Raw genomic sequence first — 23,357 nt, 5'->3', positions numbered from 1 at the left:
CAGACGCATCTGCCTCCCGTAGCGCTTTCGAGACGCCTTAGAGACCGAGATTCGTGTTGGTCAGGTTCTGATGACCTGCGATCTCGATCGTGAAGTCGGCATCAGTACTGCCGCCGATGTTGCCTTGGACAACAGTGAAGTTGCCGTCGGCGCGGGTTTCATACGTCACCGCGAGCTGACCTGCTGCGGTGAAGGCACCGGTGACCAGTGAGAAGCTCTGATCACCGGCAGTACCCAGGTTGGCATCGATCGCCGTCAGATCGATGCGGTCACCAGCCTCGAACGTGAGGATGGTGTCGCCGTTCGCCGCCGAAGCCGATGTGAACTTGTAGGTATCGTTGCCGGAGCCGCCGTTCATCACGTTGGCGGCGTTGCTCGCGGTGATGGTGTCGTTGCCCGAGCCGGTATTGACGTTCTCGATGCCCCAGATCGTGTCGTTGCCGGTCTGCGAGCTCACCACCGTGCCGTTCGACAACGGGCCGGATCCGAGGTTGACGGTAACGTTCGCCGTCGCCGCCGAGATGTCGAGCGTGTCGACACCGCTGCCGCCGCCGCCTTCGTCACCGAAGTAGACGTCGTTGCCGTCGGCGGCTTCCGCCACGATCAGGTCGTCTCCGGCGCCGCCGAAGACCGTATCGTCCCCGGCTCCAGCATTGATCAGATCGTTGCCCTGATCGCCGAAGATGCGATCCGCCCCGGCATCGCCGTAGACGATGTCGGCATCTGCGCCGGCGAACACCTGGTCGTCGCCTGCTCCGGCGAAGATCACGTCCCGGCCGCTGCCGCCGCTGACGAAATCGCCGCCTTCGCCGGCCGATATCGCATCGGCGCCGGCATTGCCCATGGCGACGTCGTCTCCCGCAAAGGCGATGAGGTTATCGTCGCCTGCCGTCCCGACCAGCACATCGGAGTTTGGCGTACCCGTCCCGGGAACCGCCCCCGGTGTGCCATCTTCGTCCGAGCCGGCACCGGCGACGCGAACCTCCGGAGCACCCTCGCCCGAGTAGGTGATCGAGGTGGTCGCATTGGCGAGGGTCTTGGTCCCGTCGTTGTTCTCGGTGACCACGTAGTCTGCGAGAACCGATCCCTGCGGCAATTCGATCACGTCCTGGGGACGCAGCGTGCCGATGATCCTGTCGCTGCCGCCGTTGGAGCGGAACACGATGCGATGGTCGGAAGCGAGACCGGTGATGTCGATCGTGTCGTCGCCGGCATTGCCGTCGATAGTGATGGTGCTGAAGTTCAGGCTGGTGAACGGAGAGTTGAAGTTGCCGATCACCTGGATGGTGTCGCCGTCGGCGGTACCACCGTCAGGCGTATTGGGGTTGTTGCCGTTGTTGGCCGTGGTGTTCAACCCGTTGATGCTGATTTCCTCGATGTTGTCGAGTTCAGCGATAACCGTCGTGTCGCCCAGAACCGTGCGGGTGATGACGATTTCCGAGTTGAGGCCGACCACCGGAATGCCGGCATCGATAGCCTCCGCCCTCGCGTAGATCCGGAATGTCTCGGCCGTGCCGGCCCGTCCGTTCAGGACAAAGGTGTCGGTGCCGCCCTCTTGGCCATCGATGATGTCGAAACCATCGGTGGCGCCCGTACCATTGGCGTTCCAGGTGATGGTGTCGTTGCCGGTGCCAGCCGCAATGATGTCGTTGCCGGTGCCGCCAGTGATCGAGTCACTGCCATCGCCCGCATTGATGTTGTCATTGCCTCCGGCGCCGGCGATCACATTGGCAGCAGCGTTGCCGATGATGATTTCAGCGTTGGCTCCGCCGGTGAGATTGGCGGTCGTGACGCGGGTGAGACCGACCGTACTGTTGGCAGTCGCAGCGCCGTCGCCGGCCACGTAGGTAAACGAACCGTTGGCGGTAGCGTTGTCGCTGAGGGTGACGACGCCGGCCGTCAGGGTCGGCCCGCTTGCGAGGCCGTTGGCGCCACCCACGCTGTTCAGCGTGACAGCCTGTCCTTCCGGATCGGTGTCGTTGGCGAGCAAGGCCGCAGCCGACACGGAGATCGTGGCACCCGCCGCCAGGTTGGTAAGTATCGTGTCGGCGCCGGCGGTCGGTGCATCGTTCTGCGGCACGACGGTGACCGTCGTTGTGGCGACCGCGCTGGTGAGCAAGCCGTCATTGACGGTAACTTGCAGGACGCGCGGCGCAGCGTCCGGATTCTGCGATGTGTTGTTAAACCTCACCTGCGCCAGGGCCGTCTGGTACGCGGCGGGCGATGCGTTGCCCGTCAGGTTCAGGGTGATCTGGCCAGCTACGCTGTTGTCAATCGTTGCGTTGATACCGCCCGGCAAACCGCCGACGGTGCTGAGCACGTCACCGGCACTAGCGTTGGTCAGGACCACGCGGGCCGAGACGATTGTGGGACCGTCATCGGTGACCACTGGTCCAGCAACGATCGCGACGGCTCCCCCATCTTCGGTGAAGGTCGTCGTGTAGTTGTTGCCGGGGCCGCCGGGAACAGTAGTCGTCGTCACCGTTGTCGTAGCAATATTGAAGTTATTGATCAGCACGTATTCGCCGGCGTCGATACCGGTGGAGACGAACCGTATGGCTGAATTCGCCCCTGCTCCTGTGAGGTTCAAGTTGAAACTGCTCGTATCCGCGCCGTCAAATCCTCCGGAGGTGTCGTTTATCGTTTGCAGCACCGTGAAGTTTCCGGGCGTGAACGATCCCGATGCCGAGTACTGTACCTGAACGGTCTCGCCGGCATCGATCGAGCTGGTGCCGTTGTTTCGATCATAGCTGAACGACAAAGTCGCGGTCGTCAGGCCAGCGAGATTGACAGTTCGCGTGATCGAAGCACCGTCGCCGCCGAGGAAGCGCAGTTCGTTCGAGCCTCCCCCGTCGATCTGGATCTCTCCAGTGGTAACGCCGCTGTCGTCTCCGGTTTCGGTCCATGGGCTCAAGGTCCAATCCACCGTACCGTTGCTGTTGTTGTGCGCAGCAGTGTCGAATGTATCGCGATAGGCCTGGGGAGCCGAAGCGGTGCTGGTGGTCGTCACCGGCCCATGCAGGTCCAGCGTCGGCGCCTGCAACAGGATGTCCTGGTCGGTGAAGTCGAGCACCTCGACATTGCGGACGGTGTCCGTACCGTCGGTCGCCAGACCACCGGTGTGCGCCACCGTGATGGTGCCGTCAGGATTGAAGTCGATGTCGTATTCGTCGCGGGCGCCGGAGAATACCACGCGATCGACATCGGCGATGCCGTCGCTGTCGGTGGTCTCGCCGTTCGCTTCCTGCGTGGTGCTGTTGCGGATCGTCCGCACGATGCCCAACTGGCCCGGATTGATCGAGCCGTTGAACATGCTGGCAGCGAGTGTCGTCATCGAGCTGTGGAGGGCGATCGGCGTGCCGGTGTGGTCCGCATCGCCGGGGGCAAAGACGCCGATCTGCACGTCGAGCCACTTGTCGCCGTCAATGATGTCGTCGCCGCCATTGCCGGTGATGGTATCGCTGCCGTCACCGCCCAGGATGATGTCGCCACCATCGAAGGACGTGAGGCCACCAAGGACTTCCTGCAGGCCTGCGATGAGAGCGATGCCTTCCTCATCCAGCACGCTGCCAAGGTAACCGGTCGTGCCGCCGGCCAACAGCGGTGCGCGATCCGCTGCCACGTCGTCGGTACCCTTGAGCACGTCGCTGAACTTCGTGCCGGAGAGCCCTTCCACGGACTCGTACTCGTCGAGCGCCGCGTTCTGCGGCAGCGTGGGCGCCTCGTCGAAGATGATCGGGATGGACAGGTCGGCGTTCACGCCAAGTGTGTTGTCCTTGTAGGTTGCCCAGTCAAAACCGGACATGCCGACCATCTTGCCGCGACCGGCGCTGCCGACCATGATGTCGTCGCCGCCCTCGCCGATGAATTCGTCGAAGCCACCGTCACCGAGGAACACGTCGTGACCCTTGATGCCGTCATGGGCGAATATTTCGTCGAAATTGTCGCCGGGAGCGCCGTCGAAGGTGCCGGTTTCGATCCAGTCGTTACCCTCGTTGCCAAGGATACGCTCGGCATTCCTGTTGCCGTAGATGAAGTCGTTGCCTTCACCCGCGAAGACTTCCGAGCCTTCGTCGGTTCCGAGGAAGATGAAGTCCTGGCCGGCATTGCCCATGACCAGATCGAGGCCTGGACCTGCATGGACGACGTCGTTGCCAAGGCCGGCCTTGATGTTGTCGTCGCCGCCGGCGTCCTTGATGATGTCGTCGCCGTCGCCGCCATTGATGATGTCGTTGCCGAAGCCGCCCTCAAGATTGTCATCGCCGGCGTCGCCGTACAGGGTGTCGTCGCCGATACCGGCGATGATGATGTCCTCCCCGTCGGTGCCGCCCATCACCACGTGGTCCCCACCGGTGTAGCGTAGATAGTTCGTGTCCGGCCCGACGGTTCCGGGATTGTTGCGGACAACGAGCTGCGTGAGGATACCGCCGCCGACGGGGTCTCCGCCCTCCAGCGTGCCGTCGCCATTCAGGTCGTTGAACTGGCGGGTCGGATCGACTTCAAGAATCAGACCTGGAGTCGAGAAGACGTCGGACGGCAGATGCGTCGCATTGGTGTTGCGCATGATCATCGCGGCGAAGGAGTTGTTCTCCATCTCGCCGAAGAGATGCAGGCCGTCGAGCCGCTGCAGGTAGTAGAAGCGGTCCCCGTTCTGCAACATCTCCATCTGCACTTCGAACACGAAGTTGAAGGTTGCGCCGAGCATGCCACCGAACGGCATGATCTCTTCGGCCAGACCGCCAATCCAGAGATCGACGTTCTCGAGGCCACCCAGGTCAGTGGCATAGTCGCCCAGACCATTGAGGAAATCGGTGGCGTCGGCTGGCGGACTAATCGTACGGTCGACGATTCCGTCGCCGTTGTCGTCCACATCCTGGTCGACGCCGAGGATGATGGCCATGGCGGCCGCCCTCTTGCCGACAATCGTGGTTTCCGCCTCGATCAGTTCATGCGTGCCATAGGCCGCAATGAAGTTGATGATCGATGCTTCATGCTTGAGATGTCCGGCATAATCGACCCAGCTCTCATAGGGCTTGAGCCGGACGTCCTGGGCGGTCGCCTCGTAGAAGGTGCGGCGCGCTTCATTGAGCGAGGGCACGCCAGTATCGCGACCGCGTGCCAGGTTGATCGTTGCGAGGTCGAGCGGCAGGCCGAGCAGATTGTTGCGCAGGGCACTGGTCACGAACTCGTCGATCTCGTTGCCCACCTGACGGGTCATGCCGCGGATGATGGCGCCGGCGGCTACATCATCATCAATCGTGCCGCCAGGGCCGGTAAAGGCCGTCGGATTGAGGAAGCCCTGGATCAGGCTGATGTGGTTGGGCGCAAAGTTCGGATCGAACTGGTCGATCGACTCGGTCAGCATCGAGTGACCGAAGCGATAAACCACATGCGCGAATTCGGCGACGATAGACGGATCTATGGTCGTATCGAAGCCGTCGGGCACCAGGAACGTATTGATGGTCGGCTGCACCTTGCGGGCAAACTCCTCGAACACGAGATGCTGGTATTGCATTTCGGTGCCGAACTTGGCGGCCTGGAACAGGCGCTCGCCGTCCCACACCAGCCCGGTTGCGTTTGCCGGAACGTTCGCCACATCGACGGCCAGCCATTCGTTGAGGAAGGCAACCGCCTCGGCCTGCGACCCACCGCCATCGAGAATGGCCTGGGCATCGGCAAGGACGACTTCCTTGGTATGCTCGACGAGCCGGTTGTGTTCCGAATGGAACACATGATGGACGGCGGTCAGGCCGATATTCTCGTTGGCGCGGCCGTCACCGGCGATGAAGTGCGCGTCAAGCAGTTCGTTGTCATATTCCCCGTCTACGGGAATGTTGCCGCCGATTTCGGTGTCGCCATCGGCAAGTCCTTCCGGAGCCGCACCGTGCGCGATGTCGGCAAGGAAGGCGTGGTTGGTAAAGACCGACCGCACGGGAACAGTGGGCTCCGTCGTGCCGAAGACGTTGTGCGGATCTACCGGATCTGCGGGGTTACCCTCGATCACCACGTCGTCAGACGTATTGGGGATGTTGTCCGCGCCGATGCCGATGATCAGTTGCGGGTAGCCATTGGCGCCAGGGATGAAATTGCCGTAGGGGTCGGTCCGCATCAGCGGCACTGCGCCCACATCCAGGTCGGTGAGCTGGATGCCGAGGACATTGGCGGCCTGCGCCTTCACTTCGGCCCAGGTCGCCATGCCGCCATTGGCGCCTTCGATGAGCTTGCCGGTCGCCGCCGGACCGTTCGGCGTCGACACATACTGGCGCAGGAAGACCTGGTGCGAAGGATGCGACGTGTAGGTCTGGTTCTGGTCGACATACGACGTGGTTGTGTTGACCGGCCGGCCATCATCGAGACTTTCATCCACGCCGGGCGTCATGGGGTTGTCGCCCAGGTGGCCGTCCGCGCCGGGCGAGGTCGTGGCGCGAGTCAGGACCATGAAGTTTGCCGCGCCGGGGGTCGGATCGTAGAGCGGGTCATCGGGCTGCAACGGAATCATCACCGAGCCGTTGCCGCCTTTGTTGACGAGATCGAGCCCGTGATCGAAGAACTGGCCGAACAGGGTGAACCATGAGTTGAACGGCGCCGAGAGTCCCTCGTCCGGAGCAACGTTGGGAATGTGGAGGTTGGCGCCATCGAGCGTGATGCCATGCTCTTCGAGCAATTCGGTCAGTCCGCCCGGCACGCCAGCGGCAGCATCAAGCGCAGCTTGTGCGTCGGCCAGGTCTGCGTTGGCTTCGGCCAATGCAGTTTGCAGATCTCCGTTGGTCGGATTGGCTGCGGCTGCTGCTGCTGCCGACGCCTGCGCTCGCTGCGCTTCCGCGACATCGATGAAGAGCGGACGCAGTGGTGCATAAGCCGCCGAAATCTGCCCGGTGATGACCAGACCGGGATCGTCGACGCCTGCATTCTGCAGCGCGGTGAGGATAGCTGATGGGTTGCTCAACGTCTGATCGACGATGAGATTGGAAATGATGCGGATCGAGGGATCGATCACGTCGCCCGGAGTGGCGTTCGGTCCCGGTCCATCGACATCATTCCCGGGAGTGTAGGGCATCTGAACCGGCACTGGATCCGCACCCCCCGGGCCATCGAAGTCGACCATGGCGGTCACGGTACGATATTCGGGCTCCATGAGTTCCGGAAACTCGCGATCCGAGGCGCCCCATTGCTCCTGGCCAGGCAGCAGGTGATTGTAGGATCCGTCGACCGTCCGCAGGCCCCAGGCGATGTTGTAAGAGGGGATCGACGCGGGATTGCTGTTCTGGCTTTGCCCGAACAGCGGCGCGCCCTGCGTGCCGTTGCTTTGTATGTAGAGCGAATGATTTTCCGAGATCTTGATCTGGTCCAGGATGAATTTCAGATCGCTCTTGATATAGACAACCATGACGCCCTCACCTGTTTGTTGGTCCGGACCCCGGTCGTAGTGGTCCGCTCTACCGTGTCATCTGAGGCTTTTTGGAATGCGTCAGTAAGGGGACAAGGTCCCACGAAGCGCGAGGATCAAGGTCCCGGGAGAAATCAGGATCAAAGTCCCGGGCGAAATCGGGACCAAAGTCCCGAAGCATCGCCGGTCAATTTCGTTGCAGCGCTCGCATCGCTAGCGTCACCCGAATGGGGCAGACGAAACGTCATTTTGTCACAGGACCGATTTCCCAATCCCGTGGCGAAATACCCTAATGTTGATACCGAAAGGGGTCCAGAAAGGAGGCCTCTTGTCCGCGGATTTTCAGAACGTTGCTCCTCGCATTTCGCAAGGACAGACATAATGATTTGGCCGTCCGACAAAAGCAGCCCTTCTTCGTTCAAACTAGTTCACCAATTTTCTCTGGCTGCCGCCATCACGATAGCTGCGTCGATGGGATTGCTTGCGATCGCAATCTCGCAACGGATCGAAGCAAGCATGCTGCGAACGGCCGCTGAAGAAGGCGCCCTCTTCACCGAGGTCTTCCTCGGCCCCTCGGCTCAGGACCTTGGCACCGCGCGGCGGATGTCCGCCGAAAGTGTGCGGAAGCTCGACGAACTCCTCGCCGGAAAACTTGGCGATCGCGTCAGGTCCGTCAAAATCTGGTTGCCCGATGCCACGCTGGTTTACTCGACCAGCAACGGCCCGCTCGGAGAGCGATTTCCTTCTCCTCACATCACCGCAGCCGTCGCGGGCAAGGCGACCGGGGAATTCGATCAGCTCAATGACGCCGAAAATACTGCCGAGAAACAAGAGAGCATTCCGCTTGTCGAAATCTATGCACCTCTCTTCCGGACTGGAACACGGCAGGTCATCGCTGTCGGCGAGGTGTACACCGACGGCAGGAGGCTTGCAGCCGACCTGTTCTGGATCAAGCTTACATCCATCGGGATCGTTGGGGCGGTCTCGGCTCCAATGATGATTGTGCTGTTTTTAATGATCCGGCGCGCATCAAACCTCGTCAGCGCTTATCAATCATCGCTCATTCGAAATGCAATTGAGGCCAATAATCTCGCTGCGCAGAACGAACGGTTGCGCCGCGCGGCAGATGATGCCCGCTTCGAGGCCGCCAATTCCAACGAGAACCTGCTTGCCCGTATTGGGCAGGATCTCCACGACGGCCCAATTCAGCTCGTTAGTCTCTTGATGCTGAAGATAACGGCTCCCGCGGCTCCGAAATCAGACGCGTCCGGAGACGGCCGCGCACATGATTTGACCGTTGTCGCGCTGACAGAACGGATCTTGACCGAACTCCGCAACATTTCAACCGGTCTGGTCCTTCCGGAACTCCAGGGGTTGACGCCGAATGAAATCCTCCTGCTCGCCGTGAGAAATCATGAGGAGACGACGGGAACGAAGGTCAGCCGCCAAATCGGGGACTTGCCTGTTGACATTCCACTACCCGTAACAATCTGCCTGTACAGGATCGTGCAGGAAGGGCTGAACAACGCATTTCGTCATGGAAAGGCAATTGAACAGCGCGTTGAGGTGCAGGTTTGTGATCGAACGATCGTCATTGCTGTTAGCGATCGCGGGCCAGGATTTTTCGACGGCCATCAAGAACGTTCGCCGAAAAGGGGTCTCGGGGTAGCGGGTTTGCGCAATCGTGTGGAAGCCCTCAAAGGTACCTTCGAGTTCATATCGCGGGGCGATGTCGGCACCCAGATTCGAGCGGCACTTCCGATAAGTTGAGCGTCCGACCAAGCCGAACCAGGCGGTTCGCGCGGCAATGGACCAAAAATTGCGGCTGAGCAATTATGGTTAAAGGCTGCGGAGGTTGCGACATGATCGACGTTGCATGAAGATCAACATTTACATTTGCCGATCAATCGATCTATATTTGCAATATCTGAATTGAATTATTGGGTTTTGTAGCGTTTTTTTCATAGTTAGGAGGCCGCATGGTTTCCGTTGGTTTAGTTGACGACCATCCTTTGATGATTGAAGGGATCGTCACCCTCTTGTCGCGCGCACAGGGTTTGGAAGTGTTGTCGACCGGTTCGTCAGCCGGAGATCTCATCGATATTTCGTCTCGCCTTCAACCGGATGTCATCATCGCTGACCTCAACATGCCGGGCGACGTCTACGCAGCAATCGCATCGTCGATCAAGATTTCGCCAAACACGAAAATCGTTGCGTTCACTGCTGCGACCGGCGTGGATACCGCGATCCGCGCACTCGATGCCGGCGCAAACGGATACGTCCTGAAGGGAAGCAGCGCGCAGGAATTGATCCAGGCAATTGAAGCGGTGCGCCTTGGCGAGACGTATATTACACAAAACTTCGCGAGCCAGGTGATCGCGGCCTTACGAAATGCCGCGGTCCGACGTGTTGCGGCTGAAGCAGTAAAATTCAGCATCCGCGAAGATCAGATCGTCAGGCTACTGTTGCGCGGCTATACCAATAAGCAGATGGCAATTGCGCTCAAGATAAGTGAGAAGACCGTCAAAAACTACATGACGATCCTGATGCAAAAGCTCAACGCACGGAATCGTCTGGAGGTCGTCATCGCGGCACAAGCAATGACCGAACATGAAAGCGACGATTTCGCTGGTGTTGAAAGACGGCGGCCTCATCGACTTTGTTGAATGCAGGTGTTGTCGGTTTCGTCTTTTGCAGCAGGCATACCGGCTCGGCGGAAAACGAGATTCCGACACAGCGCGCCGGCCTTGCGGTCGAAATCGCAAATCAGATGTTGTGAATCTTATTATCGCCGCTAGGAGATGCGCCACTTAGTCCTGGTGCTGCTGATCATTTCCCGCGACGCTTTTCGGCCTCGACTATTCGGCCAGGATGGTGAGGGACTCGGCTGCGGCGAAACGCTCGGCATGGGCAAAGCGCACATCAAAGCGATTTAGCGTGTGCTCGCGGCTTTCACTTCGAGGAAGTATGTTTTCAGCATTCGGCAGGACGCGCAACATTGCGATGTCGTCTGCCCAATTTGGATCGCCATTAGAGCCGACGCCCGGTGAGGCAACCGGCATCGCATCCGGCCCGCCTTCGTTGCGAGAACAGCCTTATCAAGGCGCTCGCCAAAGCCCATCGCTGGCGGGCTCATCGAGAGCAGAAAGTACAACTCCGCGGCCGAACTTTCCCGCTCGGAGAAGATCAACGAGTCCTATCTATCCCGCATCCTTCGCCTGACCCTCCTTGCTCCTGACATTGTCGAAGCCATTCTGGATGACCGGCAGCCACGGACGCTGGAGCTAAAATCCTTGCTGCACCCGTTTCCAGCCGACTGGCGCGATCAGCGATCGATGCTCGGATTCGGGAGTGAGACTGATGCGGAAAAGAAGTGAACGAACGCACGTCGTTTGGGCCTTCGCCGATCGGCCGGGTGCTTGGACTCACTCGAAAGAATGAGCTGCCGGCCCCCATAGCAAGGCAGCTCTAGTTTCCCCCAGCGTCGGGAGAAGAAAATCGCCAGGGGGCCCCACGCGTACTGCCGCTAATGCACTGCATTGCTATCTGAGTCGGCCTGCCTCGCCTGTGATTCAAAACAACACATCGCAATGCGAAGTGTCCTCCATCGGGCATATCTCGCTTGAAAGTTGGTCGACGCGATAGTGACAGCTATCGTCCCCTGGTAGCTCCAAAGCGGATGTAATTGGTGGGAAAACGAATGTCTGCAAATGACGACCCGAAGCGGACCTTCACCCCTCCGGCACGCCAGCGAGGCGCATGCCCTTACAGAAGCGCTCGCGCCCAGCGAGATAAGTCGGATTGTCGCTTCGTTTGGTGGTGCGCACGCGACGGATGGTAAAGCCTGGATCGAGCGCAAGTCCCGCCTTTGCAGCGGTTCGCGCCTCCTCTACAGCGCCGAGCAACCCCAAGACAGCGGCTAACGAAAAATGGGCAAGAGGATAATTGCGGTTGGCCTCAATGCTTCGTCGGTGCCAAGCCGCGGCTTCGGCATCCGCGCCGAGCTGTAGCTTGGCTCGGCCTACAAAATGCATCCACCGGTAGGCAAAGACATCGCGAGGGGAGAGACGGAGAGCCTTGAGTACACGGCCTTCGGTCTCGGCTGCGCGACCCATATAATACTTGGCAAAACCAATACCGCTGTGAGCGTGGGCCAAATTGCGATTGAGTGCTAATGCCTGCTCGCATTCAGCAATCCCTTGCGCGGCACGGTTTGTATAGATGTAGACATAACCCAAAACCAAGTGGGCCCCTGCATGGTCCGGGGCCAATGAAAGCGCTTTGATCACATTCGTTTCGGCTACCGAACAGAGCGCGGCCGAGTCGTCCGTTAACAGGTCGGCCCCCATTCGAAGATCGACCATTGCGATGCCGACCAGCGCTCCGATACTTCGGGGATCGATGACCAAGGCACGTTCGAAAAAGCCGCGTGCCTGGTTCATGTGCTCGGGGGTCGCCCCCTTGTAGAGGCAGCCAAAACCTTGAAAGCTTAGGTCCCTTGCATCGGGATGCAGCGAACGCTCCGCTCGTCTCGCCTCGGCTACCACAAGTTGGGCACCCAGCGCATTGGCGAGTCTCGGTACGATTTCGTCCTGCAACTCGAAAGGATTGGCGACGGGCTCCTCGAAGCGCTCGGCCCAAATGTGCTTACCGCTCTCGGCATCGATCAACTGAACGTTCACCCGAAGCCGCTTGTCGCTGCGCTGCACTGAGCCTTCGAGCACGTAGCGGACGTTCAATTCGCGGCCGAGTTGCCGTACGTCGATTGCTTTGCCTTTATATGAGAACGCACTATTCCGGGCGATTACGAACGAACCACTGATGCGCGACAAGTCCGTGGTCAAACTCGCAGTCACGCCATCCACGAAGTAATCTTGTTCTGGGTCTCGACCGATATTCGCAAACGGGAGCACCACGATTGACAGATGCGGCGCCGAAAGCGGGGCTGGTACCGCGCTGTCATTCTGGATCTGCGCGCCAAGTCCATCCCGGATTGCGGCATAGGCCCGTACCGGGCGGGCGATGTTTTTGAGGCTTTGCTCTCCTAGATCAGCGAACTCAATCCCGACCTTGCCTCGAACTTCATCATAGGCGGAATGCGAAATGCAGATACCACCGGGTTCGGCAACGGCCTGAAGTCGTGCCGCGATGTTGACGCCGCCCCCGAAGATGTCGTGCGCCTCGACGATTACGTCGCCGATGTTGATACCCACACGGAAAACAAGGCGTCCGTCTTCCGCATCATCCATTGCAAGTTCAAGGATACGGTTCTGGAACTGCATCGCAGCTCGGACCGCTTCAACCGCGCTCGGAAACTCCGCCAAGAACCCGTCGCCGGTGTTCTTCACGATGCGGCCGCCGTGTTCGGTGATTGCCGGGTAGACAGCGTCCGTTAGCAGCGCGGTCAGCTTGGCATGCGTGGCCTCTTCGTCATTCTGCATAAGCCGTGAATAGCCAGCCACGTCCGCGGCCAATATCGCCGATAATCTACGCTCGACCCGGACTGGCCGCTCTTGCACCATGGCCTGCAATCCAACGTAGAAGCCATTCTACTACGGATCAGACGGGATGCCCATCCAGCTAGCGTCGGTTGTTGGGCCCTTAGCGGACGTGTGCGCCACCGCCGGCTATTTCGGCTTTTTGACCAAAAGCTGACGTTGGCAGTTGACCCGCCGACCAGTGCTTCAAGGTCAGTGCCAATACGGCGAAGGTCGGGAAGGATGCATTCCTGATTGGATTTGAGCTTGCGTCGCCCGTCCGAGTGCAAATCGAAACGAATGCAAAGGACGGCTTCGGAAATACCTATTTCAGAAACGAAAATCGATTCCGTACTGAACAATCAAAGTACAGAGGTTTGGAGAAAAGCAGCCATTCAGAGAACAGAACGCGCGCACCGAGGCTTCCATGGTACGGACAGATCTCGGCAAGACCCTGCAGTTCTAGGCCAAAAGCAATCGCAAAGTTCCCGGGGAGAACCTGTTCGAAAATGAGGCTGGCGGAGAGAGTGGGATTCGAACCCACGGTACGGTTTCCCGCACACACGCTTTCCAAGCGTGCGCCTTAAGCCACTCGGCCATCTCTCCGGATGCCCTCTCTTGAAGGGGCGGGATGGATTTGGCAAGGGAGCGCGGGCGAGGGATCGGAAATTTCCCCAATGGCTTGAATTTGAAGGGAAATTTCGGTCGATTTCCGGCCTGGATTTGGGCCGCCGGCTTGAACCGAGAGGCGGCCAGGTGCGACGATTCACGGTGGCAGCCATGAAATGCGGAGGACGGCATGATCGCGCGGGCAATTCTTTTTTCGATTCTGGCGGCGGTGATCGCCACGGCCTCGCCCGCGATGGCGCAATCCTGCACCCGTCAGGGCACCGATGTGAGCTGCGACGACGGCAAGCGCGGCGTTTTCACCGGGGACGCCATCGTCTGGGCCGACGGGACGCGCTCGAGCCTCGCCTCGCCGCACCCGAGCGTCATTGTCGGCAACAAGTCCTCGGTGATTGTCGGGCAAGGCGTTTTCGTCGGCAACGGCAAAGGGGGCATGACGCAGATGCAAAACCCCAGCGCCAAGGCGGCGCGCTGCCCCGTGCTCGATGGCGTGGCGTATTGCTACTAACGAACGTCATTCCGGGATGGTCCGAAGGACCAGACCCGGAATCTCGAGATTCCGGGTTCACGCTACGCGTGCCCCGGAATGACGGGTCAGTGATAGCGCGCGCCCTGGGATGAGCGGACCGGCCACAGCGCGGGCTCGGTCACGATCGGCCCGATCTCGCTCTTGACGAACTGCGTCTCGCGCAGCGCTTCGACGAAATCGTTGAACCATTGCTCGATCGTGCCGGCGTTGAGCTTCTCCATCATCGCTTCCCAGCGCATCCGCCGTTCGGTCAGCGGCATCGAGACCGCGGTTGCGATCGTCTTGGCCATGCCGTCGATATCGTGCGGATTGACGATCAGCGCGGTATCGAGCTCATTGGCCGCGCCGGCGAATTTCGACAGCACCAGCACGCCGGGATCGGCCGGATTCTGGGCTGCGACATATTCCTTGGCGACGAGATTCATGCCGTCCTGCAGCGGCGTCACCACGCCGACCTGCGCGGTGCGGTAGAGGCCGGCGAGCACCGCCTGACCAAATCCCTTGTTGAGATAGCGGATCGGCGTCCAGTCGACCTCGCCATGGATTCCGTTGACGTCGGTAACGAGCTTTGCCACCTCGCTTTGCAGATTGCCGTAGGCCTCGATCGCGCCGCGCGAGGGGGTAGCGATCTGCAACAGCGAGATGGTGCGCGCAAGCTGCGGCTGCGCGGTCCACATCCGGTCGAACGCCTTGATGCGGTTGACGAGACCTTTCGAGTAGTCGAGCCGGTCGACGCCGATCGCAAGCTTTTCGCCGTTCAGGCTGCGGCGCAGCCGCGACACGTCGGGATGCGTCATGGCCTTCTGCGCAAGCTGCGCGAATTTTTGCGGGTCGATCCCGATCGGAAACACCGCGGCGCGCATGCGGCCGTGATGCGAGCGCACCACGCCTTCATTCACCTCAAGGCCGAGGTCGTGCTCGATATAGGACAGGAAATTCTCACGGTCCTCCTCGGTCTGGAAACCGATGAGATCATATGCAAGCATCGCCTCGATCAGCTCGCGATGATGCGGTACGCCGCCGATCAGCGCGCGCGAGGGCCAGGGCGTGTGCAGGAAGAAGCCGATCGGCTGCGTCACGCCGAGATCGCGCAGCTCGGCGCCGAGCGCCAGGAAATGATAATCCTGAATCCAGAACACGGAATCGGGCTTGCGGAATCGCAGCAGCGCACGCGCCATGAAGGCGTTCACCTCGCGATAGGAGACATAGTCTTCCTGCGTCGCGCGGATCAGATCGGCGCGCGAATGCAACGCCGGCCACAACGCCGAATTGGCGAAGCCTTCGTAGTAACCGCCATAATGCGCCGCCGGCAGATCGAGCATGGCGAGCGCACCCGCGCCCAGCGACTCGATTTCCGCAAACGGTTCTTTCAAGTTCCCATCACGGACCCGGCCGGACGAGCCGACCCAGATCGCACCGGAGTGCTCCACCACCGGCAGCAATGCAGCCGCCAGCCCACCGGTCATGGGTTCGTTGGGTTTTCCGCGCGCGACGCGGTTTGAAACAACGACGAGGTTCACAGGTCCCCTCCTGATGATTCCATCGTGTTAACAACCATTCATCAATATGGTTCCTGGCCAAGATTTCCGCCAATTGAAACCAAATTCGGGCGCAGCAAGCGGAACTCGCGTGGTCACACGAAAAGAAATTTCGCGCTATGTGCATTTGCATGCGCAAAAGAACCGCATTCAAATCGATGATGGAAAAACCCAGCAAGGATTATGGCAGCGGTGCGTCCCTTTCCTCACCGAGGAAAGACAGACGGATAGCGATCAGGTCGACAAAATTTCTCGCTCGTCGTCGAGCAGATGCGCGAGGAACTCACGCACGTCGCTCGGTGCATCGAAATGCCCGGCGACACCCTTGGCGCGACGGCCGACGGAAAACGCAAGGCCGTCGAGGTCAGGCATGATCGCAAACACGGTTTCGTCCGTGACGTCGTCGCCGATGAAGAACGGGCGGCGCCCCTTGAATGGTGCATGCGTCATCAGTTCCCGCACGCCGGTCGCCTTGGTGAATCCGGAATGCTTGATCTCGCAGACCTGTTTTCCCGGCAGCACCTCGATCGGCGCATTCGGCAGATCGGCGCGGATCAGCGACACCGCCTCATAGATCGCTCTCTCCGCATGCGGCGCGAGGCGATAGTGCAGCGCCAGCGAGTAGCCCTTGTCTTCCAGCAATATTCCCGGACTGAGCCGCGCGATCGCGGCAAGGCGCCGCTTCAACTCCTTGTCCATCGGCGGCGCATGGGCAGCGACCGCTTCGGCATCGGCTTCGAGCCGCATCTCTGCACCGTGACCGCCGACGGCGGGAAACACGTCGGGTGCAAAAATCAGATCGATGTCGTTGAGCGAACGACCGCTGACCAGCGCGAGCGCGCCGTTGGTGCGCTGATGCAGCCGGTGCAATGTTTTGGCGAGACCCGGCGGCACCCACACTTCGCGCGGGGTCGGTGCGAGATCGAGCAGCGTGCCGTCGATGTCGAGCAGCACGGCGGTCTGGCTCAAATGAGGGACAAGCGAGCTCGGCACCGGAACGGCATCCGGCGCCTCGTCGTCTTCGGGTAACAACTCGTCCGTCATCGGTTTCTCAGCCAAGTCCTGATCTACCATTTCCTGATCCGTCATATCCTACTCCAAAAATGCCAGCGGCTTTGCGACCGACTCAAGCGATTTCCGCTCGGCGGCGATGCAGTAGCGCCAGGCCACCGCGGCCGCCACGATCATCAAGGCCGCTCCCAAGAGATAGCCGGCAAATACGCTGTTGCGCGAGCCGGTATCGATCAGCACGCCGAACAGCGCAGGCCCGATCACGCCGCCGATCCCCGTTCCGATGGCATAGAACAACGCAATCGCCAGCGCTCGGACTTCCAGCGGGAAGGTTTCGCTCACGGTGAGATATGCCGCGCTCGCCGCGGGCGAGGCGAAGAAGAAGATCACCATCCACGCGATGGTCTGGGTCTGCGCGCTCAAGGCGCCGATCGAGAACAGATAACCCGACAGCGCCAGCAGCACGCCGGAAACGCCATAGGTGAACGTGATCATCTTGCGGCGGCCGATCGTATCGAACAGCCGGCCGAGCAGCAGCGGCCCCAAAAAATTTCCGGCCGCGAATGGCAGGATGTACCAGCCGACATGGTTGGACGGGATGCCGAAGAAATCGGTCAGCACCAGCGCGAAGGTGAAGAAGATCGCGTTGTAGAAGAACGCCTGCGCCGCCATCAGCACAAGGCCCACGAGCGAGCGCTGCCGATAGGTATGGAATAGCGTATGCGCGACTTCGGAGAGCGGCGTATGGTCGCGCATCCTGATTCTGACCTTCTGCGCTACCGGTTGCGCTTGCAGGCGTTCAGGCACGGACTTTTCGATCTCGTCGACGATCGCATGCGCCTCGTCGGGACGGCCATGGATCATGAGCCAGCGCGGACTTTCCGGGATCCACATCCGCATCACGAAAACGATAAGTCCAAGTACCGCGCCGGTGAGATAGGCGAGCCGCCAGCCGTGATCGGGCGCGAACCAGGCCGGGTCGAGCAGCACGATGGCGGCCACCGCGCCCAGGGCTGCGCCGAGCCAGAAGCTGCCGTTGATAACGAGATCGGTCCAGCCGCGATAATGCGCCGGCACCAGTTCCTGGATCGTCGAATTGATCGCGGTGTACTCGCCGCCGATGCCCGCGCCGGTGAGGAAGCGGAAAAACGCGTAGCTTGCGACGCTCCAGGACAGCGCGGTGGCTGCGGTGGCTGCGAGATAAAGCGCCAGCGTGATGAAGAACAATTTCTTGCGCCCGATCCGGTCGGTCAGCCAGCCAAAGCCGATCGCGCCGAGCACAGCGCCGGCGAGATATGCGCTGTTGGCAATGCCGACATCGAAATTGGAGAATTGCAGTGTCGGACTTTCCTTCAGCGCGCCCGACAACGCGCCGGCGAGCGTGACTTCAAGACCATCCAGGACCCAGGTGATGCCGAGCGCCAATACGACACGCGTGTGAAATCCGCTCCAGCGCAGATTGTCGAGCCGCGAAGGGATACTGGTCTCGATGACCCGGTCATTGCTCTGAGCGATAGTTGCGGGCGCTGGCGCACCCTCGCTCAATGCCGTATCGCGGCGCTTTCCCTGTAGATCCATTACATCAACCAATGAGCAAGCACCTCGGGAACCATTGCCCCAAGGTTCTCACTCTGTTTTGGCGACAGCCATGATGCCTGCCGCCAAGACAACGTCCGGACACTGCAAGGGTTCCCGCATTGCGGGATAGGAACGGATCGGCTTTTGCAGCGGTTTCAGAACGTTGTGAAGGAGACCGCCATGGCCGCACGTCGCAAAACTGCAACGAAGAAGACGGCGCGAAAAACGTCCGCACGCAAGACAAGCGCCCGGCGAAAGACCGGTGCGCGCAAGGCTCCGTCAAAGCGCTGGTCGCAACGCGTCACGCGGGAGAGCGATTCGCTCGATCTCAAGAAAGGCGTCTTCAAGCAGACCAGCGCGAAGAAGATCGCATCCTCGCTCAAGCGCTCCGCGGAGCAAAGCTCGCGCCGCAAATCCGGCGCCTATCGCTCGGCCCTGTCGATGCTGACCTTCTATATCAACCGTGCCGGCAAGACCCTGCCGAAAACACAACGCGCGCGGCTGGAGCGGGCAAAGGTCGAGCTGAAGCATCAGTTCGGGAAGGAATAGCCGGGCGCGGTCGATCGCTTCCGGCGCAGTCTCTGGGCAAACGTTCATTGACGCCGTGAGGAAGATCACACAGCGCGAAGGCGCCTCGCATGGCTGTATGCGGCTTCTGATCGCGATTACTTGTCCAGGGCGACATAGCGCTCGTTAATGCACGCGAAGATCCTGCGCATTTGAACCATGGGCGGCGAAAGTGTGACCAAGCTCAAAGAGCCCAATGAAGGGATCCAGTATCTGCAACAGGATCGTTTCATGGATTGGAAGCACTTCCGTGAAGAACCATTTTCCCCTGCTGGATCCGCTGCGCTTCGGGGCTGCCCTCGGCGTCGCCATTTTTCACCAGATGTTCTGGTCCTGGGCCTGGGTTTCGATTGGCGTCCCCGGTTTCGAGCGCTACGTCGCCGCCGATGTTCTATACCCGGCCGCCGCGCCCTTCACATGGTTCGGCTGGGTGGGTGTTGAGATCTTCTTTGTTATTTCCGGTTTCGTCATAGCGAATTCCGCGAGCAAGTCTTCCCCGACAGAGTTTCTTCTTGGCCGCGCTCTCCGGCTCTATCCGGCGGTCTGGGTTTGCGCCACCGCGACTCTCCTCGTTCTGGTCCTGTTTGGCACTGGTAAAGCATCCGAATTCATCCAGCCCTACATCCACGCCATGACGCTCGTTCCCAAGGGAGTCACGGGTGACTGGCTCGATGGCGTCTATTGGACACTGGCCGCCGAGATGGCGTTTTATGGGCTCGTGTTTTGCGCGATGCTGACGAAGAAGATCACGCTGCGGCACCTGGCTTTTGGTCTCACCATCTACAGCGCGGCGTTCAACGCTGTGGCGCTGCTGATCCTGTCATGCACGACGCCATCCGACCTGCCCTATCTCGTCATTCTGATGTTCCGGGTGCCGTGCGCGGCATTCCTGTTGACCCATGGCTGCTTCTTTGCGCTGGGCATCTGGCTTTTCATTTCGGCAAACAGGGAATTGACGGCGCTCGAACGGCTCGCCGTCGCCGTCACCTGTCTTTCGGGGGCCGCAGAAATCTACTTCTTTGCCTCGTTCTTTCTGACGAGCATACCGGCCATCTCTGGTCAATCAGCCCTTGTGCCGATCATGGTTTGGGCGGCGGCGGTGGGCCTTATTGCCTGGTGCGCGAACAGGAACAGGCGCTCTGCAGCCACCGCTTCGCCCGAAGCACCAGCTTACTGGAGAACGCTCGGGCTGATCACCTATCCGCTCTATCTCACCCACAACGTCGTTGGCACGGCGATTATTCGTGTCCTGGTCGATGCTGGTCTCGATGCCACCTCGGCCGTGTGGGTCCAGCTCGGCATGCTTGTCCTGGTCTGCTGGTTTATTTGCGCGAAGATCGAGCCGGCCATCAGAGGTGCGATGACGCAAGCCATTGCGTATTTCGGACAGCTTCCGGAAAGATTGCCGGCATCGAAGCGTCCGAAGTTTTCCCGGGGGCTGGGTCTTCGGCCGCCCGTCCCGGCAAAGGTGATCGCCACGCTGCGATAACCGGTGCCCTCAGACTGGGGCGCATGTGATCGTACACAACGCCCACGATCCGGCGACGATGGCCGCGGCACTCGCAAATCGCGGTCGATCAGGACGACGCCGACGTAGAGCCGGGCAAGCGTGGCAACCAGCGCGACACGTTGGCGCAATAGGCGTCGTACTCCGCTCCAAATGTCTCATGCAGCGTCGGCTCCTCATAAGCCAGCACGAAGATGTGGAAGCCTATCCACAGTAGCGCGCCGTAGACCAGAAGCCCTGCGTTTCCGAGGATCAGTCCTTGGCCCAGTACAATCGCCACCAGGGCAAGATAGATCGGATTGCGGACATAACGATTGGGGCCGGTGATCACCAAATGTTGCGGTGGTGCGACCGGCGCTGGCGTGCCGCCGCCTTGCAGCGCAAATCGCATGAAGGTTTCGACCAACACCGGAATGCCGAGCAGGATCAGAGCCACGCCGAACCATCGGATAGGCTGGAGATCGAAGAACGGCGCTTGCAGACGCCATTGCGAAATCCACCACGGCACGACACCGGCCACCGTCGTGGGCGCAACCGCAAAGAAGAGGGCAGAGCCCAATAGCGCGATCGTTTTCGGCATGGCACCTCCTTCCCGTCCCGTCGCAAGGCGGTCGGCAAAATTGAACCGCTGCATCATAGCGCCACGGCGAACAGGTAGTGCCCATCTTCATCGGCCACGGCGCGCCGGCCCCGACATCGAGGCGCCGGCTCATGCACGCCAACAACTATCCTAGCGTTGAATCGCGACGGCCCCGCGAAAGCGTCTCGACCAAGCCCACCGTCCAGCACATCGGGCATCCGCGTAGCGCGACGAGGGCGGCAACGCCCGCGCTTAGGGATAGCCAAGGGTGCGCGGTCTGGTGGACAATGGCCCACGCGAGTAGCGCCGCCGCAGCTGCGCCGCGCATCAGATGTGCGCCCAGGAAGGCACTCCCGAACATGCCGATTCCACGAAAGTATTTCATGTGCCCTCTCGTCCGCTGTCCGTTGTGCCGAGCAGGTATTCGCGCACCAATGTGCGGGCGCGGCGCAGGCGGCTTTTGGCCGCTTCGCGCGTCACGCCGAGCCGCCCGGCGATTTCCCCAATCGTCAGATCTTCGAGATCTCGCAGCAGCAGCACTTCGCGATGGGACGGCGAAAGCGACTCGATCGCATTGACCAAGTCCATGCGTAATTCGTCCGGCGGGACCTTTGCGATCTCGCGTGAAGCTTCCAGGCTGGCGAGTTCCTCGACTCCGCGCATCAGCATCAGCACCGGCAGCATGCAAAGGCGCGCGATGACGGTCACCAACCAGCCGGCGAGTGCGGCTGGACTGCGGATCGTGCCGACGCGCCGGTACACGACGATGAGTGCTTCTTGCACCACATCTTCGATGACCGAGGTGCGGTGGCAATGACGCCGGGCGTAGCGTCGAATGTCCGGCTGCAGCGCCACCAGGAGCTGTGTGAGCGCGTGCCGGTCGCCCGACTGTGCCGCGAGCAAGAGATCGTCTGATACGCGCGCCAAGGCGGTCATCCCTTCAGCGGCTCGCGCCCGGCGACCGCGCAAGCAGGACAATAGCCGAACACGCCAGTGACCAGCGTCACCACACCTGCACCGCTGAGCAGTAGCCCGAGCGGCGAAGCGTGCAGCGCAACCACGCCGCAGATGAGCATCAAGCCCCCGCCGATCAGCCTGGCCGCGCGCTCCCACCCGCCAACGTTCTTCCTATACCACATGGTTCTGTGCTCCGGTTCGTGACACGCCGCTATGGCGCATTCATTTAGACAGGAGGGCGCAAACCCGGCGCCGGGGTCGCGGCATTAAAAAATAATTTGAGGGGGTGGCAGCTTCAGCAGGCCGGCGTGGGCGTCGGGTGCGCCTGGGCCGCATTCGATCCGGCAAAACTCCCGCCCGCGCCGAAGAGGTGATCGAATCGGACGCTATTTGTTGCACTGCATTAGTCGCCAATTGGCTAAAAACGGACTTCGGCCGACACTACCCGTCGGATCGGAGAAGTTCTGCGAGTTGGGGGCAGGAAGCGCCGGATGAAGGTCACCAGAGACATGGTGGATAAGGACTTGCGCGGCGCATATGCCGTTGGGCGGATTATCGCGCGCTCTTTTCACACGAGATGGTTCTCTCTGCTCGTGTTCCGTTCCAGTGGGGCCGTGTTGCGGGGAAAGAACATCAGAGGACTTGTCTGCCAAGAGCGATACATTCCCAGCAGAAACGGCGGACCGCCTATTCGCGTGAGAATCTATCGGCCAACCGCGGCAGTTGGACCACTGCCGATCATGCTCTACTTGCATGGCGGCGGTTACGTTCACGGGGTGCCCGAGCAGTTCGGCTCAATCATCAAGGACTTCATCGAGACAGAGCCGTGCATCATCGTCGCGCCGGACTATCGAAAGGCCGTTGAATCGCCGTACCCGGCTGCATTCAACGACTGCTACGACACCCTCTTATGGATAAGGGACAATGCGGCCTCCCTCGGCGGAAGAGCCGACAGATTCATCGTGTCAGGCCATAGCGCAGGCGGAGGGCTTGCAGCGGCCGTCTCGCTGAAGGCCACAGATGCCGACGAAGCAAAAATAGCCTTTCAAATGCCGCTATATCCCATGATTGATGACCGGCAGAACAGCGCCTCCGCCACAGGAAACAACGCGCCCGTATGGGATGAACAAGCCAACAGGCTGGCATGGTCCCGTTATCTCGATGGCGTGGAGAACGTTACGCCTTACGCGGCTGCGGCACGCTGCACAGACTATACGAAATTGCCGCCGACGATCACATTTGTCGGCAGTCTTGAGCCGTTTCGAGATGAAACGAAAATCTACGTTGAGAACCTTCGTCGGGCCAACGTTCCGGTTGAGTTCGAGGTATTCGACGGAGCCTTTCATGGTTTTGATTTGATGGTGCCAGACGCTCCGATCAGCAGGCGAGCAAATCAGTTCCTGATGGAAAATTTCCAAAAGTTTGCTCAGCGATATTTCCCCTAGGACTATCAACACGGCTGCTCGCATCCTGCTCGTCCTGGCTATCTCATATGAGCAAGAACTTGATGAGGCGGCTTCCGTGTGGCCATCCTTCGAGACGCCCGCCTTTGGCGGGCTCCTCAGGATGAGGTCTTGTTTCGCGGTGAAATCCTGGACC

The 23,357-nt window shown here is 60.4% G+C and carries 15 protein-coding genes and 1 tRNA gene; 6 read left to right on the top strand and 10 right to left on the bottom strand.

Annotated elements, in window-relative coordinates:
• Positions 1-37 precede the first annotated feature (37 nt).
• Positions 38-7,105 (bottom strand): peroxidase family protein, encoded by a 7,068-nt coding sequence (locus tag JQ628_RS18285; RefSeq protein WP_249128098.1) that lies wholly within the window; start codon positions 7,103-7,105, stop codon positions 38-40.
• 663 nt (positions 7,106-7,768) lie between these two features.
• Here JQ628_RS18285 and JQ628_RS18280 point away from each other — a divergent pair.
• Both JQ628_RS18280 and JQ628_RS18275 read left to right on the top strand, forming a co-directional pair.
• Positions 7,769-9,157 carry a sensor histidine kinase gene (locus tag JQ628_RS18280; protein ID WP_212224258.1) on the top strand — a complete coding sequence of 463 codons (1,389 nt, stop codon included), beginning with the start codon at positions 7,769-7,771 and terminating at the stop codon, positions 9,155-9,157.
• A gap of 209 nt (positions 9,158-9,366) precedes the next feature.
• On the top strand, positions 9,367-10,053 hold the full coding sequence (locus JQ628_RS18275) for a response regulator (RefSeq protein ID WP_212224257.1): 687 nt from the start codon (positions 9,367-9,369) through the stop codon (positions 10,051-10,053).
• A gap of 192 nt (positions 10,054-10,245) precedes the next feature.
• Here the strand turns inward: JQ628_RS18275 and JQ628_RS18270 are convergent, their stop codons facing one another.
• From JQ628_RS18270 to JQ628_RS18260, 3 genes are all read right to left on the bottom strand, one after another.
• Positions 10,246-10,449, bottom strand: coding sequence for a hypothetical protein (locus tag JQ628_RS18270; RefSeq protein ID WP_212224256.1), 204 nt, complete (start codon positions 10,447-10,449; stop codon positions 10,246-10,248).
• A gap of 669 nt (positions 10,450-11,118) precedes the next feature.
• A complete protein-coding gene (locus JQ628_RS18265) occupies positions 11,119-12,909 on the bottom strand; it encodes an adenylate/guanylate cyclase domain-containing protein (RefSeq protein WP_212224255.1) in 1,791 nt (596 codons plus the stop codon).
• A gap of 471 nt (positions 12,910-13,380) precedes the next feature.
• Positions 13,381-13,470, bottom strand: a tRNA-Ser gene (locus tag JQ628_RS18260).
• A gap of 193 nt (positions 13,471-13,663) precedes the next feature.
• On the opposite strand from JQ628_RS18260, the gene JQ628_RS18255 reads away from it, so the two are divergent.
• Positions 13,664-13,999, top strand: coding sequence for a hypothetical protein (locus JQ628_RS18255; RefSeq protein ID WP_212224254.1), 336 nt, complete (start codon positions 13,664-13,666; stop codon positions 13,997-13,999).
• An 86-nt stretch (positions 14,000-14,085) separates the two neighbouring features.
• Here the strand turns inward: JQ628_RS18255 and otsA are convergent, their stop codons facing one another.
• From otsA to JQ628_RS18240, 3 genes are all read right to left on the bottom strand, one after another.
• Complete coding sequence (otsA, locus tag JQ628_RS18250) at positions 14,086-15,540, bottom strand: alpha,alpha-trehalose-phosphate synthase (UDP-forming) (RefSeq protein WP_212224253.1); 1,455 nt, start codon at positions 15,538-15,540, stop codon at positions 14,086-14,088.
• Between the two features lie 252 nt (positions 15,541-15,792).
• Complete coding sequence (otsB, locus tag JQ628_RS18245; protein ID WP_433996143.1) at positions 15,793-16,602, bottom strand: trehalose-phosphatase; 810 nt, start codon at positions 16,600-16,602, stop codon at positions 15,793-15,795.
• Between the two features lie 48 nt (positions 16,603-16,650).
• Positions 16,651-18,147, bottom strand: a complete 1,497-nt coding sequence (locus tag JQ628_RS18240) for an MFS transporter (RefSeq protein ID WP_212224252.1) — start codon at positions 18,145-18,147, stop codon at positions 16,651-16,653.
• Between the two features lie 180 nt (positions 18,148-18,327).
• Here JQ628_RS18240 and JQ628_RS18235 point away from each other — a divergent pair, with 180 nt between their 5' ends.
• Positions 18,328-18,696: a DUF3175 domain-containing protein gene (locus JQ628_RS18235; protein ID WP_212224250.1), complete on the top strand. Its 369-nt coding sequence runs from the start codon at positions 18,328-18,330 to the stop codon at positions 18,694-18,696.
• 268 nt (positions 18,697-18,964) lie between these two features.
• A complete protein-coding gene (locus JQ628_RS18230) occupies positions 18,965-20,203 on the top strand; it encodes an acyltransferase family protein (protein ID WP_349628083.1) in 1,239 nt (412 codons plus the stop codon).
• An 88-nt stretch (positions 20,204-20,291) separates the two neighbouring features.
• Here the strand turns inward: JQ628_RS18230 and JQ628_RS18225 are convergent, their stop codons facing one another.
• The 3 genes from JQ628_RS18225 to JQ628_RS18215 all read right to left on the bottom strand — a co-directional run bounded on the left by JQ628_RS18225 (position 20,292) and on the right by JQ628_RS18215 (position 21,940).
• Positions 20,292-20,801 carry a methyltransferase family protein gene (locus JQ628_RS18225; RefSeq protein WP_212224249.1) on the bottom strand — a complete coding sequence of 170 codons (510 nt, stop codon included), beginning with the start codon at positions 20,799-20,801 and terminating at the stop codon, positions 20,292-20,294.
• A 381-nt stretch (positions 20,802-21,182) separates the two neighbouring features.
• Positions 21,183-21,737: an RNA polymerase sigma factor gene (locus JQ628_RS18220; protein ID WP_212224248.1), complete on the bottom strand. Its 555-nt coding sequence runs from the start codon at positions 21,735-21,737 to the stop codon at positions 21,183-21,185.
• On the bottom strand, positions 21,734-21,940 hold the full coding sequence (locus JQ628_RS18215) for a YgaP family membrane protein (protein WP_027558682.1): 207 nt from the start codon (positions 21,938-21,940) through the stop codon (positions 21,734-21,736). The genes JQ628_RS18220 and JQ628_RS18215 overlap by 4 nt, the downstream gene beginning before the upstream one ends.
• Positions 21,941-22,249: 309 nt before the next feature.
• On the opposite strand from JQ628_RS18215, the gene JQ628_RS18210 reads away from it, so the two are divergent.
• The gene (locus JQ628_RS18210) at positions 22,250-23,203 is read left to right on the top strand and encodes an alpha/beta hydrolase (RefSeq protein ID WP_212224247.1); all 954 of its coding nucleotides are present in this window, start codon (positions 22,250-22,252) and stop codon (positions 23,201-23,203) included.
• Positions 23,204-23,357 lie beyond the last annotated feature (154 nt).

Origin of the sequence: Bradyrhizobium lablabi, assembly GCF_018129385.1 — a bacterium.
In the GTDB taxonomy this organism is placed as follows: Bacteria; Pseudomonadota; Alphaproteobacteria; order Rhizobiales; family Xanthobacteraceae; genus Bradyrhizobium; species Bradyrhizobium lablabi_C.
Note: the sequence above shows the minus strand (reverse complement) of the source record. Positions and strands in the feature narration are given on the sequence as shown.

What these genes read in the sequence shown, in the direction of transcription:
- otsB (WP_433996143.1), bottom strand. Translation starts at nt 16,602, where the DNA reads ATGACGGACGAGTTGTTACCCGAAGACGACGAGGCGCCGGATGCCGTT.
- JQ628_RS18235 (WP_212224250.1), top strand. Translation starts at nt 18,328, where the DNA reads ATGGCCGCACGTCGCAAAACTGCAACGAAGAAGACGGCGCGAAAAACG.
- JQ628_RS18265 (WP_212224255.1), bottom strand. Translation starts at nt 12,909, where the DNA reads ATGGTGCAAGAGCGGCCAGTCCGGGTCGAGCGTAGATTATCGGCGATA.
- JQ628_RS18240 (WP_212224252.1), bottom strand. Translation starts at nt 18,147, where the DNA reads ATGGATCTACAGGGAAAGCGCCGCGATACGGCATTGAGCGAGGGTGCG.
- JQ628_RS18210 (WP_212224247.1), top strand. Translation starts at nt 22,250, where the DNA reads ATGAAGGTCACCAGAGACATGGTGGATAAGGACTTGCGCGGCGCATAT.
- JQ628_RS18215 (WP_027558682.1), bottom strand. Translation starts at nt 21,940, where the DNA reads ATGTGGTATAGGAAGAACGTTGGCGGGTGGGAGCGCGCGGCCAGGCTG.
- JQ628_RS18220 (WP_212224248.1), bottom strand. Translation starts at nt 21,737, where the DNA reads ATGACCGCCTTGGCGCGCGTATCAGACGATCTCTTGCTCGCGGCACAG.
- JQ628_RS18270 (WP_212224256.1), bottom strand. Translation starts at nt 10,449, where the DNA reads ATGCCGGTTGCCTCACCGGGCGTCGGCTCTAATGGCGATCCAAATTGG.
- JQ628_RS18285 (WP_249128098.1), bottom strand. Translation starts at nt 7,105, where the DNA reads ATGGTCGACTTCGATGGCCCGGGGGGTGCGGATCCAGTGCCGGTTCAG.
- JQ628_RS18225 (WP_212224249.1), bottom strand. Translation starts at nt 20,801, where the DNA reads ATGCCGAAAACGATCGCGCTATTGGGCTCTGCCCTCTTCTTTGCGGTT.
- JQ628_RS18280 (WP_212224258.1), top strand. Translation starts at nt 7,769, where the DNA reads ATGATTTGGCCGTCCGACAAAAGCAGCCCTTCTTCGTTCAAACTAGTT.
- JQ628_RS18275 (WP_212224257.1), top strand. Translation starts at nt 9,367, where the DNA reads ATGGTTTCCGTTGGTTTAGTTGACGACCATCCTTTGATGATTGAAGGG.
- JQ628_RS18255 (WP_212224254.1), top strand. Translation starts at nt 13,664, where the DNA reads ATGATCGCGCGGGCAATTCTTTTTTCGATTCTGGCGGCGGTGATCGCC.